Raw genomic sequence first — 16496 nt, 5'->3', positions numbered from 1 at the left:
CATGAAAGAATTATTCCCACGTAAACAAGTAATGGGCTTTGTATTTTCTTTAGTTCTGACCGCAGCAGCACTTCTGGTATACTTTTTAGATATGTCATTTGCTGTCGGAATGACGGTATTGCTGGTAACCGCATTTATACAAGCCGGTCTGCAGTTTATCGTGTTTATGCATGCTGGTGAAACAGAGGACAAAGGGTTAATCTTTACAAATATATATTACGGATTAATAATAGCGTTGGTAACTGTTTTTGGTACGCTGCTCGCTATGGTTTGGGGTTACGTTTAATTCGGAAAAGGAGTGTCTATAATGGCACTCCTTTTTTTATATAAAGGAAGTATAAAATTTAGCGCTATTCAGCTAGTGACATGGTAAGCCGCGTCCAGCTCCAGCGCTAAAGCTGTGATGGACTTCCCTCACCTCCGTACGATAAGGTCAACATCGATTCGCTTACGCTCACCCGAGTTTCCTTTATCTCCTGCGAAGGAATGTTCGGCTAAAACCGCCGCTTTGCGCGGCAACGCCGAACCACCCCGCATGGCGAGGCGCAGTCCACACGTCGCTAAACGGGCGCTTCCGCTTTTGTTGTTTGGTCATCATTATACTTTTTGTCCAGCATTTCCTCTGATGCAACAAGGAACACGCCAATTAAAAAGATAAAAACTGCCCCCATAACAGTGCCAATTCCAATCCCTGTTACCGCACTGTATTCGCTTACAAAAAATCCATAAAGGAAAATAGCAATTCCAACCGCTAACACAGTGGCCCCTGTATATCTAGTTGCACGTAACATTTTTGCATATGATTGTTTCATCACACACAGCCTCCTTTTCTTATATTATTCTATTTGTTCACAAAGTTGTCAAATATTTTTTTGATAGTCGATTAATTAATGCTTCCTTGGTAATATCACGTAGTCTGAATAATTTACTTGTTTAAATATATATACCCAAAGCAGATTAGTATTTAAACCGAATGAAGAATGATGAAATAAATCAAATCAATTCAATTGGAGCCGAAAAAATTGCTGCAGATCGCGTTGTTGAACTAGATAAAAATACGGTAAAATTGAACGCAGATGCTGAAGGCTAAAACGGGACAGTCAATTCCGATTGGATGTTAGATTACAGATTGCAGGAGACGAAATTGAAGAACCTGCTCCTGTATGATTGGAGATTAGTAGAATTATCTTGCAGCTGCTCTTTAAGTAAACTTTTTCCTGAATACGGATAAAATATGGATGTCCATATTTTGGCTTTTTCAATGAAATGTTGATGATTGACGCAACGCTTGGAAATGTACTTATGATTACGCTCACATCGTTAATGGGAGTATTTCTAGGAGAACAGAGCGAAAAACCGCTTTATAATATCATATACTAACGGAGATGTTCTTTTTTGGAACATCTCCTTTTCAATTGCAGATATACTGTATTAATATAGTATAGGATTACATTCATCAGAAGGACTGCTAGTTAGGGGCTTATTATATGAAATCATTCATCAATGTTTCACTAAGATTTTTTATTTTAGTTTATGCAATTTTACATTTTGTCACCTATTTCTTTGAAAACAAAATTTTACTTTCTTTCTTGGGCATCTGCGGGTTTGGTATTTTGGTATTTGCCATTGCGGCGCGAACGATTACAAAAATGAAATTACCATTTGCACTTTTTCTTACAGGGGTTGTGATTTTAACACTTTCTGGTGCACCGATTGCTGATGGGATGTTAAATGGATTTCGGCAAATGCGAAATATGATTGGATTATTGATCGTTGTTCCAATGATTAGCTGGGTGTTAAAAGAAGAGGCATATATGGAATCGATAATCCGTTTCAGCCATAAAATGCTGAATACAAGCCGTAAGTTTTATTTTGGAATGATATCCTTTACACAGGTTATTGCCTATTTCTTAAATTTTGGTTCCATTCCAATGATGTATCAATTCGCAAATATGATTTTAAAAGATGAAAAAGGAGAGGCATGGGAAAATTTTAAAGGAACAGCACTATTACGTGGATTTGCACTCTCAACCATGTGGGTAGTCAGTATTCCGAGTTTTGCTTTTGTGGTTGAGACGATGGATGCTTCTCTTTGGATTTCCATTTTACAGGGATTGGGATTGTCTGTTTGCGGTATTATGCTTGCGGTTATTTTCTCTCGTTTCGAGGAAAAAAGATATGGTGCAGATTTAACCGCTGGACTACAGAATGAGATTGATGAAGTATTGCGGCATACTGCAAATAAAGGACAAATTAAGCGTAATGTCGTTGAGTTCGTCATTCTTTTTGTAAGTTTATTCGGTTCCATTTTTATTTTGCACTCTTTTTTAGCTATGGAGTTATTGTTTCTAATTCCTTTAGTAGTTTTAATTTGGATTCTTGTATTCTATATGATTAAAAAAAGACCACACAAATTGATGAAAGAAGTCAAAGTATATATTGGAAGGGATATTAAGCATCAAGCATATCAGCTGTCTGTTATGCTTGGTGCTGGTATGATGATTTCAGCATTAAATCAGACAGATTTTGCTGCAATCGTTATAGATGGTATTTATTCTTTAAAGGAATCCTTACCACTTATCAATGTATTATACTTTCTCCCATTTATGGTGATCATTTTAGGGTTTTTCGGCCTTGGACCATTGACTGTTATGGTTTTGGTTGGCGGAATATTGGGGAGTCTTGATTTGCCATACCAGCCTGAATTAATTGTCCTGACAGTGACATCTGGAAGTGCTATTTCCATTTTATTATCACCATTGATTATGCCTATAATAGCACTGAGTGGTGTTAACGGTTTGGGCGGATTAAAAAACGGGATTCAGTTTAACTGGAAATATGCGGTTGTTATTTATGCCGCAGTGCAAGTTTACGTACAGCTAAGGGTAATGCTTGCGCAGTAATTAGGTTTTACTCGGAAGAAATTATCCTTGCAAACCAGTAAAAATTCTAGTATAGTAATTTCATAATTTCATAGCAAACCTCAGATCGGTGAGGTAGAGGTGCAGATTATATGAGTACTCAACATGAGAATGACACCTATGATTGTTGATGAAAGGATTGTTTGCCGAAGCGTGATAAGGGTCGAACTTATGATAGCTGGTATGTCTTTGAATAAGAGGTATACTGTCATGCATTATGTGTATGGAGAACTACTGATCGAAATGGAGGATAACGTATATTGTAAAACAATGATGGGTTATTTTCTATCGTTGTTTTTTTGTATTAAAAAGTATGTTCAGATACCTGAATTCTTTTTATACATAGAATGAAATTCCGAATCATTCCTCTGCAATATCGCCTCTTTTCATCCTTAATCCATGCACTCCCACGAATCAAGGGGGTGTTTTTAATTTTATTGACTATTACACGTGCAGTCTTAACCAAAAGGAGATAGTTAGAATGAGGAAAATTTATACAAATGGAAGGGTTTATACGTTTGATCCATGCAAACCGTATGTTCAGGCAGTAGTAATTGAAAATGGTCGTTTTATCGATATGGGAACGAATGAGGAGATGCAGCTTCAATGGGGAAGTACAGCCAATGAAATGGTTGATTTGCATGGGAAAACAGTTACCCCGGGTTTAACGGACAGCCATCTTCATTTATCAATGATTGCAAACAAATTTCTAATTTTGGATTTAACCGGTATAACCTCAAAAAGGGAGATGCTAGAGAAAATACGTGTTAAAGCAAGTACCCTAAAGCCAGGTGAGTGGTTACTAGGTACAGGATGGGACGAGAACCTGTTTACCGACGGAATGATTCCTACTATAACAGAACTTGATTATGCTGCACCACACTGTCCGTTATTTTTAACAAGAATTTGCAGTCATGCACATCTTGTTAATACGAAGGCGTTAGAAGTTAGTCAATATCATCCATCAATTACGATTCCTGAAGGTGGATCAATTGTCTTAGATGAGGTGACCAAAACACCAACTGGAGTAGTTCTTGAATCAGCCTCTGAACTTATAAAACGATATATACCGGAACGTTCTTACGATGAATTGAAAAATGCAATGAGAGAAGCAATTCAATATACAATGGAAAAAGGATTAACAAGCGTTCATACAAATGATCCACTCTATTTAGGTGGACTTGATCAAACTTATAAAATATATGATGAATTGCTGAATCAGGAAAAGCTCGGTCTTAGATGTAATTTACTGATTAACCATGAATTTCTTGAGGACTTAAAAAAGAACGGAATGTATGCCGGTTATGGAAATGATACCCTGCAGATAGGAGCTGTGAAAATCTTTGCTGATGGTGCATTCGGAAGAAGAACCGCCTTATTGTCAGAGCCTTATAGTGATGCACCTGGTGAATATGGTGAAGCAATGTATGATCAAGATGCACTTTATGAAATAGTACGCAGTGCACGAGACCTTTCGATGCCAATTGCTGTTCATACAATTGGTGATAAAGCAGTGGAAAATGTATTAGATGTTTTAGATAAATTGCCGGCAGCTTCACATCGTGACAGAATTATTCATGTTCAGGTTTTACAAGAAGAACTTATTAATCGTCTGGCAAATCCAAACATAATCGCGGATATTCAGCCAAGATTTATCGTTGGAGATTTCCCGTGGGTACAGGAGAGACTTGGAGAGAAGCGAATTGGGCTCTCATATGCATGGAAAACGTTAATGGAAGCTGGTGTCATTTGTGCTGGCGGTTCCGATTCTCCGGTTGAACCAGTTGAACCGCTGCTGGGAATACATGCTGCAGTTACTAGAAGAGCCCCGGGTCAAAATCATGCAGGTTGGAATGAGTGGGAAAAATTGTCAATGTATGACGCCTTTAAACTGTTTACTGAACTGGGTGCATATCCAACAAATGAAGAAACTGTAAAAGGAACCATTTCTAGAGGGAAGTTAGCTGACATGACTGTTTATTCCAAAAATCCATTCGAGATGGAAGATCCTGATGAACTGTTGAAGACGGACATAGACATGACTATAATCGGTGGTGAAATTAAATATCATAGGTGTATTTCATAATTCCAAGATTTTAGAATAAAGCAATGTAATTTTATATTAATATTCTATCATAAATTTTCTGAAAATATGGTTGACCACAATTTTAATCTTTGCTAAATTAATACTAATAAAAGATTTCTACTAACTGCTAAATCTAATTGACTCTACTGATGAAGTGGAGCAGCCCTTAGGTCAAAACCAGTTATATTGACGGGAGTGTGCTCTTTATTGACTCCTGTCCATATTGCTGGTTTTTTATATTTTAAATTAAGGCTACGAGGAGGAATCATGGTGGAAAACCTAATTGAATTGGATAAAAAACATTTCATTCACCCAACCTCATCCATTCAGCAGCAGCAAACGGATGGGGCAAAGGTAATTATGGAAAAAGGAGAAGGAATCTATTTAACAGACAATTATGGAAGCGTATACATTGATGCGATGTCATCACTATGGAACGTTAATGTCGGGCATGGCAGGAAGGAGTTAGCTGATGCCGCAGCAGAGCAGCTGAAAAAATTAGCGTTTAGTTCAGCGTTTTCAACCTTTAGTCATGAACCCGCTATTAAATTGGCTGCAAAAATTGCTTCACTTGCTCCCAATGGATTAAATGCAGTTTTCTTCACCTCAGGTGGATCGGAATCCAATGATTCTGCTGTTAAACTAGTACGTCATTATTGGAAAATACAAGGGAAGCCGGAACGACGGAAAATTGTTGGATTAAAACGTGGGTATCACGGGGTTGCTGCCGCCTCTACAAGTGTCACAGGGATTCCTGAATTCTGGGGAATGGCTGGTCATATGATGACTGAAATAACCCATGCAGATACACCGTACGGAAGCAATACCGAAAGGGCGATCGCTTCATTTCGCCATACAATTGAGGTGGAGGGTACGGAAACAATCGCAGCATTTATAGCAGAGCCTGTACAAGGAGCCGGCGGTGTTCTAATTCCTCCAGAAGACTATATGAAGGAAATTCGCAGTCTATGTGACGAATACGGCATATTGTTCATTGCCGATGAAGTCATTACAGGATTCGGACGAACAGGTAAAATGTTTGGCATGGAAAATTGGGGAGTGATTCCCGATATGATGACATTTGCTAAAGGTGTTACGAGCGGCTATATCCCACTTGGAGGTGTCGTCGTATCAGATCATATTCATGAGGTGCTGAAAGAAAAATCGGCAGGTACTTTATTCCACGGTTTCACATATAGCGGTCATCCTACTGCCGCTGCTGTAGCCTTGAAGAACATTGAAATTATGGAGCAGGAGGGGCTTGTTGAAAATTCGCGGAAAATGGGTAGTGCGTTATTAAAAGGTTTTCAAAATATGAAGAACGAATTAGATATTGTTGGGGATGTTCGAACCATGGGACTACTTGGAGCAGTCGAGCTTGTTCAGGATCCGGAGACGAATAAGCGATTCCCTAAAGAATTAAAAGCTGCTTCAAACGTGATTGAGGCACTGCACGAAAGAGGTGTAATTTGCAGAGCTGTTACGTATGAGAATACAGATATTATTTGTTTTGCACCGCCGCTAATTATAAACCAATCACAGGTTAATACTGTAGTTGAAAGATTACAGGATGCAATTTTGTCTGTTCAGAAGCATCTGGAATAAAGAATAGTACATGAAAAAAGGGATGCCTTTGTCTCCAATATTCATGTTTTCAAGCATACATGTAATAAATTTAAGAATAAAATCTGCACGCGGAGTTTAGAAATAAGGAAGCATTACGGCAACAGTTTTTTCAGTAATCCGCAAATTCATGTTTTGCTAAAACCGGACTGGGGGGAAGATGATGAATAATGATCAAAAATTGTTAAAAATTTTAGGGAACAAAGATGTCCTAGCACTTGCATTTGGTGCAATGATAGGCTGGGGATGGGTCGTAACAACTGGATTATGGATTACAGAGGCAGGTTCTGTTGGAGCGATTCTCGCGTTTGCCATTGGTGGTACACTCGTTATTTTTGTCGGACTTACGTATGCCGAATTGGCTTCTGCTCTCCCGTTAGCTGGTGGAGAGCACGTGTACAGTTATAAGGCAATGGGTAGACTTGCCTCGTTTATAACAACTTGGGCAATTATTTTGGGTTATGTATCCGTCGTAGCTTTCGAGGCAGTTGCACTTCCAACAGTTTTTGAATATCTCATTCCAAATTACAGTCAAGGCTACATGTATACAATCGCTGGATGGGATGTTACGGCAACCTGGGCTGGTGTTGGTATTGCAGGATCTATTCTAATTACCTGGATTAATTACCGGGGGATAAAGTTTTCTACTTCCATTATGTTTATTCTTACACTGCTGATCGCAATTGCGGGGATATTATTAATTACTGGCAGTACGGTGGGGGGGAACGTGCAAAATATGCAGCCGTTATTTGAAAAAGGAATTGCTGGTTTATTAACGGTAATCATTATGACCCCATTCATGTTTGTGGGATTCGATGTCATCCCACAGGCTGCTGAAGAAATTAATTTGCCGCGAAAGAGAATTGGACAGTTATTAATCTTCTCTGTATTACTTGCTGTTGTTTGGTATATTGCTGTCATTTTCGGTGTCTCCCGGATATTAAATCCCGCCGAAATTGGTGAATCAAATTTAGTAACGGCTGATGCCATGGCTAAAGCTTTTGGTGATAGTCAAATGATGGGCAATATACTGGTTCTCGGTGGTATCGGTGGAATACTTACGAGCTGGATTGGTTTTTATGTAGGTGGGAGCCGTGCGATTTATGCCCTTGCCAACGCTGGTATGCTGCCAAAAAGCTTAGGAGAATTGCATCCAAAATATAAAACCCCGCATAAAGCAATATTGTTAATTGGTTTCTTTTCTACTATTGCACCATTGCTCGGACGTCCCTCACTTGTCTGGTTAGTTGATGCAGGCGGGCTTGGACTGGTCGTTGCATGGTTGATGGTGGCAATATCATTTATTATTTTGCGTAAAACAGCTCCTGATATGAAACGTCCTTTTAAACTTCCCGGAGGTACAGCTTTAGGCTGGATTGCAGTGGTTATGGCAACAGGAATTGCACTTCTTTATATGCCGGGAATGCCTTCAGCGCTTATTTGGCCATATGAATGGGCAATTGTGGGTTTATGGGCGGTTTTAGGTATAATACTTTATAAGATCTCCATGGTTAAGTACGGTAAAGGGTATGCAGAGGAGCATATGAAAAAAGAAATTGATCGGATTGCTTAACCAAATTTTTAGATGATTAATAAGGCCAGGATTGACTTCCACTGGGAAACGGAGGTGTATTCTGGCCTTATATTAAGTAATAAGCGATTATAAACCGAAAATAAAAAATATAAAATTTAAAATAATTAAAATAATTATTGACATTCTAAAATACTCTAAACTATAATATCATTAAGGACAATGTCGACAATCGACAGAATAATAGTATGTTTTAATCATAGTCATTTATGCATTTCATGTATAAATACATCTAAGACAATGTGCTCATAATTTTACCCATCAATTTGCCATTGTCCATCTATTGAACTGCACCATTTGTCATAATAATAACTACTCAATTCTAAAAATCTTCAATTAACAATTCAACTAATCGCAAAAATTTCATCAATGAAAGACTTATAAATTCATAGTAATAAGTAAGCGTTTCCAACAATATTAAGTACGAGGGGAAGGGATGGTTGTGTTAACATTTCCTATTTCAGAGTTTCAAGAGAGATTAACCAAAACAAAGCAGCGTATGGCTGACTCTGGGATTGACGTCCTGTTAGTAACTGATCCGGCTAACATGAACTATTTGACAGGATATGATGCGTGGTCATTTTACGTCCATCAATTACTTATCGTTATGATTGATGAGGAACAGCCAATTTGGGTTGGCCGCGGCCAGGATAGAAGTGCGGCAATGCATACCACGTGGCTTCAGGAAGATCATATAATTCCCTATGCGGATAACTATGTTCAATCAACAGTTCGGCACCCAATGGACTTTGTATGTGATTTATTGAAAGAGAGAAATCGTGATAAGCAAACTATCGCGGTAGAACTTGATGCATATTATTTTACAGCTAAATGTTACATGCGATTAATCCAAGGCATGCCAAATGCAATATTTAAAGATGGTACGAATATGGTTAACTGGGTTCGTATCATCAAGTCTGAAAATGAAATAACGTATATTAAGCATGCTGCTAAAATAGCAGAAAAGGCGATGCAGGTTGCTTTTGATGCGATAAATGAAGGGGTTCGGGAATGTGATGTCGTTGCGGGAATAGCTCACGCCCAAATAAGCGGGACGGAGGATTTCGGTGGGGATTATCCGGCCATTGTTCCACTGCTTCCTACTGGTGAAAAAACATCCGCATGTCATTTGACATGGACCGATGATCGATTTAAACAAGGCGACCCAGTTATTATTGAGCTTGCTGGCTGCTATAAACGGTATCATTCACCGCTTGCCAGAACAGCAGTTATCGGGATGCCAACAGAAGAAATGCAATTCGTTTCAGATGTTGTAATTGAAGGAATAAATACTACATTGGATGCTGTCAGACCTGGCATTACATGTGAAGAGCTTGAACTTGTTTGGCGAAAGGTCATAGAAAAAAGCGGGATTAAAAAAGAATCGCGCATGGGCTATTCCATGGGTCTTAACTACCCTCCCGACTGGGGAGAGCATACAGCAAGTCTTAGACCAGGAGACAAAACGATTCTCAAGCCAAATATGACGTTCCATTTAATTCCAGGCATCTGGATGGAAAACATGGGGGTTGAAATTAGCGAGTCATTTCGTGTGACTGAAACAGGATGTGAGGTCCTTGCTGATTTTCCTCGTGAACTTATGATTAAACCTAATATTCGGTTGGCCTAATACCAGTGGAGAAGTGTGTTCTTCTCCACAAGCTTTACCAATTTAGGTTTTTTTAATAAACAACATAGACATGAACTTAGACAATTGTATTCAAAATAGGAAGGGGAGGTCTTGTTAGCTGATGAAAAAGTTATTAATAGTGTTCATTTTTAGCTTTTCTTTCATTCTGCTTGCTGCATGTGGTTCAGATGACGCCAGTGGTGATGGTGGGGATAACGGAAAAGATAAACTAGCGGAGCTTAAAGAAAAGGGTACGGTTACAGTTGGTTTTGCCAATGAAAAACCGTATGCATATCAAGAGGATGGTGAGTTAAAGGGCGCTGCGGTAGATATTGCAGAAGCTGTATTTAAAGAAATGGGGATTGACAAGGTAGAAGGGCAGCTATCAGATTTCGGTCAGTTAATTCCTGGTTTAAACGCTGGTAAGTTCGACGTAATAACTGCTGGTATGGCCATTAATCCAGACCGTTGTGAGAATGCCGATTTTGGTGAACCGGAAATGATGTACGGTGAGGGACTTATTGTTCAAAAGGGGAACCCAATGGATTTACATAGTTATGACGACATTGCTTCATCGGGGGCCACAGTATCTATTATGGCAGGCGCAACTGAGAATGAATATGTTAAGCATGAAGGTGTAAAAGACGATCAAATTCAAAGTGCACCAGATATTCCTGCAACATTCTCAGCTGTAGAATCCGGTCGTGCGGATGCAACAACCGGTACAGAAATGACTGTGAAAATGGCTTTAGAGTCTTCCGGAAATGACAAGCTCGAATTTGTTCAGGACTTCGAACAACCAGATATTGAGGGAATACCAAGCTATGGTGCAGCCGCGTTTCATAAAGATAATGATGCTTTACGAGAAGCTTATAATGAACAACTAGCAAAATTAAAAGAAGATGGAACGGTGGAAGAAATATTGGAAGCTAACGGATTCAGTGCTGAAGGTAATTCAGTTCCAGCAGATATTACAACAGAAGGAGTTTGCAGCGGTGAACAGTATTAAACTTTAATCTTCCCCGCAACGCTCGATAGGGTCCAGATCCCTCAAGGCAGGGGTTAGGGACCCTATTTTTTCTATATTCTCTAAAGGGAGTGATTACAATTAATGCGCTAAATGATGTCTTTCCTATTTTGATTCAGGGAATTAAAATAACAGTTTCTGTATTGCTTGCCTCAATTGTGTTGGGGTATCTTACAGCATTTGTTGCGGGATTTTGCCGTTTATCCAAAAATGTTATCCTTCGTAAAATAACCGGATTCTATGTTGAAGTTTTTCGCGGCACCTCTTTAATTGTCCAGTTATTTTGGCTTTATTATGCTTTTCCAATTTTATTCGGGATTGAAGTGGGCAGCAACTTTTGGGCAGGTGTTTTAGCAATTTCTTTAAATTATGGTGCTTACATGTCAGAAATTGTTCGGGGTTCAATTCTATCGGTTGCAAAAGGACAAACAGAGGCGGCTACTGCACTTAATATGTCACGGTTTCAACGCATGAGATTAGTTGTCTTCCCCCAAGCGGTTCGCATGATGTTACCGGAGTTTGGTAATTATCTTATTCTTATGCTAAAATCCACATCGCTCGTTTCGTTAATAGGAATGACCGATATTCTTTACTATGGTGACATTTTGCGGAGCTCTAATCTATCACAAGCGCCAATGGTTTACTTATTAGTATTAATTTTCTACTTTATTTTAGCTTTGCCATTAATTTGGCTAACAAGAAAATTGGAAGGGTTTTCTAAGAAAGGGGTGGCGAGTCAATGAATAGCTGGAGCTGGGAGGTATTCTTTGATGCATTTCCTGCCGTATTGGAAGGCCTTGGTATAACCATTTCTTTGACAATTGCCTGTTACTTATTTGCACTGGTATTTGGGTTTGGCTGGACATTTATTAGAAGAATTCCTATAAAACCAATCAGATGGCTCATCATATGGGTAATGGAATTTATCCGTTCCACCCCGCCACTTGTTCAATTGTTTTTCATCTTTTATGCATGGCCAATGGTACCTGTAATCGGTGTTGCATTGGATCCATTTACAAGCGCTGTACTCGGACTTGGGATACATTACAGCACATATATTGGGGAAGTATATCGATCCGGTATTGAAAATGTAGATTCTGGACAGTGGGAGGCTTCAACAGCACTGAATTTTTCAAATCGGCAAAAATGGACAAAGATTATTTTGCCTCAAGCAATACCACCAACTATTCCAATGTTAGGAAATTATTTAATCATTATGTTTAAAGAGGTCCCGCTTGCATCAACAATTGGTGTACTTGGAATCCTCTCAATGGCAAACGATTACGGGGCACAATATTGGAGATACCTGGAGCCCTTAACGATTGTAGCAATCCTATTTTTGATTTTAAGCTATCCATCAGCAATTTTGATAAACAGGTTGGAGAAAAAAATGAATCGCCGGTTTGATAAAAAGACGGTTCTGGGCAGGATGAACAAGGGAAAAGGAGCAGTGATGTAATGAATGAACCAATGGTAAAATTTAAAGACGTGCATAAATCATTTGGCGATGTAGAGGTGCTAAAAGGAATTAATTTGGACCTAATGCCTGCCGAAAAGGTTGCCGTTATCGGTCCTAGCGGCTCTGGGAAAACAACGATCATTCGAATGCTGATGACGCTGGAGCAGCCGACATCAGGGTCAATAATTGTGGATGGAGAAAATCTCTGGCAAATGGAAAAAAGCGGCCGGCTCGTTACTGCTAATGAAAAGCATTTGCGCCAGGTTCGCGGGGATATAGGAATGGTATTTCAGCACTTTAATTTGTTTCCGCATATGACGATATTACAAAATTGCATGACTGCACCAATCCATGTAAAACAAGAAAATAAAGCATCGGCAAAAGCAAGGGCAATAGAGATGCTCGATAAAGTAGGACTGGGTGATAAACTTGATAATTACCCTAGCCAAATTTCTGGTGGACAAAAACAGCGTGTAGCAATGGCGCGTGCATTAGTAATGCGACCAAAGATCATGCTGTTTGATGAGGTGACCTCCGCGCTTGATCCCGAGCTTGTTGAAGAAGTACTGGAGGTTATTCGGGATATTGCACACGAGGGAAGAATGACAATGGTTCTAGTTACACATGAAATGGAATTTGCCCGTGATATCGCGGATCGGGTACTGTTTTTGGATAAAGGTGTAATTGCAGAACAAGGGACACCGAGTGAAGTGTTTGGGCATTCAGAAAATGAGAGGCTGGATAGTTTCTTGCGAAGGTTTAGGAGATGAGCGATAAAATCAGCTGACATTTCCGAATATCCAACGAACCCAAACGTTTCGCCGCCTTTGGGTTCGTTTTATGTAATTAGAACCAAACATTTGAATTTATTAAGTTTGGTGGTCTATCCCCACTCAACCCTGCTTCTAGATTTATGGCAGCCAGTTGGGACATCTTCAACTCGGTCTCATATGTAGAAGACCCAATGTGAGGGGTTGTGACTACATTCTTCATTTTCAGCAAAGGATTATTTAAAGTAATCGGTTCTTGTTCAAATACGTCCAGCCCGCAAGCAGCAATCTCTCCAGTCTTAAGTGCATGGATTAGATCTTGTTCCACAACGGTTTTTCCTCGGGATCCGTTAATAAAAATTGCTGATTTTTTCATTAGCTGAAATTCACGTTTCCCAATAAGACCTTCAGTTTCCTGTGTTAAGGGGGTTATCAAGCAGACAAAATCAGATTGTTCCAATAAATCATCAAGACAACAAAATACGGCATCAAATTTGTTCTCAACATTGGGCTTCCGTGTTCGGCTATGGTAAAGAATGTCCATATCAAATCCGAAGTGGGCACGTTTAGCTATTGCCTGCCCGATTCTTCCCATGCCAATAATGCCCAGCTTTTTATGATGCACATCTGTCCCAAACTGTTCGGGATCAACTGCCTCAGATGTCCATTCACCATTTTTAACGAATTGATCGAGTTCGGGAATGCGTCTAGCTGTGGCGATAAGAATGCCAAAGACTGTATCCGCTACAGTATCGGTAAGGACCCCTGGAGTATTGGTTGCCATAATATTTCGTTTGGTGAGTTCATTCATGTCCAGATTGTTATACCCGACTGAGACATTACTGACGATTCTCAGATTTGGGGCACGGTCCAGGAGCTTGCGATCGACAACCAATTCCAAACCGATAATCCCTTCTGCCAGATTTAATTGTTTTAAAAAATTAGAATCATTATTTGTATCAATGTTTCTAAAAAATTCAACATCATATTTCCTCTGCAGCTCTTCCAATACAGGTTTTTCTATACGGTTATATGCAATAATTTTTTTCTTCATTAAATAACTCCCCTCGTTTCTTATAGTAGTCCTGACAAAGTTTCTACCCTAAAAATAGACACAATTTAAATGAATGTCAATAAAAAAATATAAAATTTAAAATTATTAAAATAATAATTGACAATCCAAATAGTCTGAATTATGATGAAGATAAGATTATGTCGATTGTCGACATTAAACATTGATGAAATGAAGAAAGGGGTTTTGCATATGGATGAAGATAGTATTATCTTGCAAAAACCATTAAGTCAGCTCATTGCGGATCAGTTAAAGAGAAGAATATGGAATAAAGAAATTCAGTTTGGTGAAAGATTACTCGAGACTGATCTGGCCGAAACATATGATGTTAGCCGAAGTACGATACGCGAGGCGTTGAAAATTCTTGAAATTGAGGAACTTGTCATCAGCCAGGCACGAAAGGGTACCTATGTTGCAGATTTCACACAGCAGGATTTAGATGAAATTATTGAATTGCGTACATTAATCGAGTCGCAAGCATTTAAACATGCGGTTAATAATCTGGATCAAAAGCATTTTCGGGATCTTGAAGAAATAACCAATCAGATGAAGGCAAAGGTTGATGAAAAAGATTGGAATGAATTGTTTGATCTGGATATGAAATTCCATAGCTATGTTGTTAATTTATGCGGGAATTCACGTATTATAAAAATCTATGATTCACTGCAAGTGCAAATTCGAACGTTTCTCATGCATCTGGATCAGTATTATTCCAGTCATCAATCATTTTATGATGAACATAAAGAATTGCTTCAGGCATTAGCATCTAAAGACGTTCAGATCGTTAACGAAAGGGTTAAAAACCACATCGAATACGTTGAGGAAAAATTGCTTGGCGTCGGAGCAGGCCAAAAAAGTGAATTAGAAAAAGAGGAGGTATAATCAAATGAACAAAAAGTTTGCAACCGTTCAAACAGAATTGCCGGGACCTAAGGCAAAAGAATTGCTCGAACGCAGACAAAACGTTGTGCCGCATGGGGTCAGTTATGGTATTCCAACATTTGTAAATAATGCAAAAGGCGCACTGCTTGTGGATGTTGATGGGAATCGTTTTATTGATTTTGCCGGGGCGATTGGATGTATTAATGTTGGGCACAGTCACGATACAGTGGTAAATGCATTGCATGATCAAGTTGACCGCTATATTCACACTGGATTCAATGTCATGATGTACGATCCATACATCGAACTTGCAGAAAAAGTTGCAGCACTTGCTCCCGGTTATTTTAAAAAGAAAGTGATGTTTTTAAACAGTGGTGCTGAAGCAGTTGAAAATGCAGTGAAAATTGCTAGAAAATATACGAATCGCCAAGCAATTGTTTCATTTTCCGGTGGATTTCACGGACGCACACTAATGGGGATGTCACTAACTGGAAAAGTAAAACCGTATAAATATGAATATGGACCATTTGCACCAGAGGTCTATCATGCACCATTCCCTTATAATTATCGGCGTCCAGATTCGATGACCGATGAGGCATATACAGAATTTTTATTAAAACAAGTGGAAGACTTTTTTATCAGTGAAGTTGATCCGAGTCTAGTAGCTGCTTTTATTATGGAGCCGGTTCAAGGGGAAAGTGGGTTTATCATTCCGGATAAAGCATTTGTTCAAGGGGTATATGAATTATGTAAAGAACATGGCATTTTATTCATAGCCGACGAAATTCAGACAGGGTTTGGACGTACGGGTAAATATTTTGCAATGGAGCATTATGGCGTTGTGCCCGACCTGATTACGATTTCAAAATCAATGGCTGCTGGTTTGCCAATAAGTGGGGTGATTGGCCGGGAAGAGGTTATGGACAGGGCACGTCCTGGTGAATTGGGTGGAACGTATTGCGGAAGTCCACTTGGATGCCGCGCAGGACTCGCTGTACTGGAAGTTATGGAAAAAGAGCGCCTTAATGAACGTGCTGAAAAAATAGGCAAACGTGTCATGGGGAAATTTAAAGATTTACACGATAAGTATGACGTGATCGGTGACTATAGAGGTCTTGGGGCAATGTGCGCACTTGAGTTTGTTGAAGACCGTTTAAGTAAAACACCTGCCAAGGAAATAAGTAACCAGATTCTTAAAGAAGCACATAGCCGCGGCGTTATTGCACTTAAAGCCGGTGTTTATGATAATGTGATTCGCTTGCTAATGCCACTTGTTATCACGGATGAACAGCTTGAAGAAGGGTTGAATATTTTAGAGGAATCTATTGAAGCGGTTCTCGTTGGTGCTGAAAGTTAACTAGAATGGCAGATTAGTTTTGGAAATAAACGCTTTTGAAGATTGGAGTGAGTAAAGGTGAATGAAGTTAAAACGAAA

Annotated in this window: 14 protein-coding genes and 1 riboswitch; of the genes, 12 read left to right on the top strand and 2 right to left on the bottom strand. The window is 39.2% G+C overall.

Features of this window, described 5'->3' with window-relative positions:
• The first annotated feature begins 1 nt into the window (after position 1).
• Positions 2-286, top strand: coding sequence for a cytochrome aa3 quinol oxidase subunit IV (gene qoxD, locus IEV74_RS05105; RefSeq protein WP_188454252.1), 285 nt, complete (start codon positions 2-4; stop codon positions 284-286).
• Between the two features lie 274 nt (positions 287-560).
• On the opposite strand, the gene IEV74_RS05100 is transcribed toward qoxD, so the two are convergent.
• Positions 561-812, bottom strand: coding sequence for a hypothetical protein (locus tag IEV74_RS05100; protein WP_188454251.1), 252 nt, complete (start codon positions 810-812; stop codon positions 561-563).
• Positions 813-1487: 675 nt separating this feature from the next.
• Between IEV74_RS05100 and IEV74_RS05095 the strand changes: the two genes are divergently transcribed.
• The 9 genes from IEV74_RS05095 to ehuA all read left to right on the top strand — a co-directional run bounded on the left by IEV74_RS05095 (position 1488) and on the right by ehuA (position 13107).
• Positions 1488-2903: a hypothetical protein gene (locus IEV74_RS05095; RefSeq protein WP_188454250.1), complete on the top strand. Its 1416-nt coding sequence runs from the start codon at positions 1488-1490 to the stop codon at positions 2901-2903.
• A gap of 86 nt (positions 2904-2989) precedes the next feature.
• Positions 2990-3163, top strand: a riboswitch (Lysine riboswitch).
• Positions 3164-3402: 239 nt separating this feature from the next.
• Entirely contained in the window at positions 3403-5007 is a 1605-nt protein-coding gene (locus IEV74_RS05090) for an amidohydrolase (RefSeq protein ID WP_188454249.1), read from the top strand.
• A 267-nt stretch (positions 5008-5274) separates the two neighbouring features.
• Positions 5275-6612, top strand: a complete 1338-nt coding sequence (locus IEV74_RS05085; RefSeq protein WP_188454248.1) for an aminotransferase family protein — start codon at positions 5275-5277, stop codon at positions 6610-6612.
• Positions 6613-6793: 181 nt separating this feature from the next.
• Positions 6794-8203, top strand: coding sequence for an APC family permease (locus IEV74_RS05080; protein WP_188454247.1), 1410 nt, complete (start codon positions 6794-6796; stop codon positions 8201-8203).
• Between the two features lie 454 nt (positions 8204-8657).
• On the top strand, positions 8658-9851 hold the full coding sequence (locus IEV74_RS05075; protein WP_188454246.1) for a M24 family metallopeptidase: 1194 nt from the start codon (positions 8658-8660) through the stop codon (positions 9849-9851).
• Between the two features lie 121 nt (positions 9852-9972).
• Positions 9973-10860: an ectoine/hydroxyectoine ABC transporter substrate-binding protein EhuB gene (ehuB, locus tag IEV74_RS05070; protein ID WP_188454245.1), complete on the top strand. Its 888-nt coding sequence runs from the start codon at positions 9973-9975 to the stop codon at positions 10858-10860.
• Positions 10861-10958: 98 nt separating this feature from the next.
• On the top strand, positions 10959-11621 hold the full coding sequence (gene ehuC, locus IEV74_RS05065) for an ectoine/hydroxyectoine ABC transporter permease subunit EhuC (protein WP_188454316.1): 663 nt from the start codon (positions 10959-10961) through the stop codon (positions 11619-11621).
• Positions 11618-12337 carry an ectoine/hydroxyectoine ABC transporter permease subunit EhuD gene (ehuD, locus tag IEV74_RS05060; RefSeq protein ID WP_188454244.1) on the top strand — a complete coding sequence of 240 codons (720 nt, stop codon included), beginning with the start codon at positions 11618-11620 and terminating at the stop codon, positions 12335-12337. Before ehuC ends, ehuD begins: the two co-directional genes overlap by 4 nt.
• A complete protein-coding gene (gene ehuA / locus IEV74_RS05055) occupies positions 12337-13107 on the top strand; it encodes an ectoine/hydroxyectoine ABC transporter ATP-binding protein EhuA (RefSeq protein ID WP_308418972.1) in 771 nt (256 codons plus the stop codon). The genes ehuD and ehuA overlap by 1 nt, the downstream gene beginning before the upstream one ends.
• Before the next feature lie 76 nt (positions 13108-13183).
• Here the strand turns inward: ehuA and IEV74_RS05050 are convergent, their stop codons facing one another.
• On the bottom strand, positions 13184-14161 hold the full coding sequence (locus tag IEV74_RS05050; RefSeq protein WP_188454243.1) for a 2-hydroxyacid dehydrogenase: 978 nt from the start codon (positions 14159-14161) through the stop codon (positions 13184-13186).
• Positions 14162-14326: 165 nt separating this feature from the next.
• Here IEV74_RS05050 and IEV74_RS05045 point away from each other — a divergent pair, with 165 nt between their 5' ends.
• Together IEV74_RS05045 and gabT are read left to right on the top strand one after the other, a co-directional pair.
• Positions 14327-15061 (top strand): GntR family transcriptional regulator, encoded by a 735-nt coding sequence (locus IEV74_RS05045; RefSeq protein ID WP_229683068.1) that lies wholly within the window; start codon positions 14327-14329, stop codon positions 15059-15061.
• A gap of 4 nt (positions 15062-15065) precedes the next feature.
• On the top strand, positions 15066-16418 hold the full coding sequence (gabT, locus tag IEV74_RS05040; protein ID WP_188454241.1) for a 4-aminobutyrate--2-oxoglutarate transaminase: 1353 nt from the start codon (positions 15066-15068) through the stop codon (positions 16416-16418).
• Positions 16419-16496 lie beyond the last annotated feature (78 nt).

Source organism: Virgibacillus oceani (assembly GCF_014638995.1).
GTDB lineage: Bacteria > Bacillota > Bacilli > Bacillales > Amphibacillaceae > Virgibacillus_E > Virgibacillus_E oceani.
This window is presented reverse-complemented; position numbering and strand designations above follow the sequence as displayed.

Excerpts from the sequence above, each read along its gene's own strand:
- IEV74_RS05095 (WP_188454250.1), top strand. The coding sequence starts at position 1,488 with ATGAAATCATTCATCAATGTTTCACTAAGATTTTTTATTTTAGTTTAT.
- qoxD (WP_188454252.1), top strand. The coding sequence starts at position 2 with ATGAAAGAATTATTCCCACGTAAACAAGTAATGGGCTTTGTATTTTCT.
- ehuA (WP_308418972.1), top strand. The coding sequence starts at position 12,337 with ATGAATGAACCAATGGTAAAATTTAAAGACGTGCATAAATCATTTGGC.
- IEV74_RS05100 (WP_188454251.1), bottom strand. The coding sequence starts at position 812 with ATGAAACAATCATATGCAAAAATGTTACGTGCAACTAGATATACAGGG.
- IEV74_RS05050 (WP_188454243.1), bottom strand. The coding sequence starts at position 14,161 with ATGAAGAAAAAAATTATTGCATATAACCGTATAGAAAAACCTGTATTG.
- ehuD (WP_188454244.1), top strand. The coding sequence starts at position 11,618 with ATGAATAGCTGGAGCTGGGAGGTATTCTTTGATGCATTTCCTGCCGTA.
- ehuB (WP_188454245.1), top strand. The coding sequence starts at position 9,973 with ATGAAAAAGTTATTAATAGTGTTCATTTTTAGCTTTTCTTTCATTCTG.
- IEV74_RS05090 (WP_188454249.1), top strand. The coding sequence starts at position 3,403 with ATGAGGAAAATTTATACAAATGGAAGGGTTTATACGTTTGATCCATGC.
- gabT (WP_188454241.1), top strand. The coding sequence starts at position 15,066 with ATGAACAAAAAGTTTGCAACCGTTCAAACAGAATTGCCGGGACCTAAG.
- IEV74_RS05085 (WP_188454248.1), top strand. The coding sequence starts at position 5,275 with ATGGTGGAAAACCTAATTGAATTGGATAAAAAACATTTCATTCACCCA.
- IEV74_RS05075 (WP_188454246.1), top strand. The coding sequence starts at position 8,658 with ATGGTTGTGTTAACATTTCCTATTTCAGAGTTTCAAGAGAGATTAACC.
- IEV74_RS05080 (WP_188454247.1), top strand. The coding sequence starts at position 6,794 with ATGAATAATGATCAAAAATTGTTAAAAATTTTAGGGAACAAAGATGTC.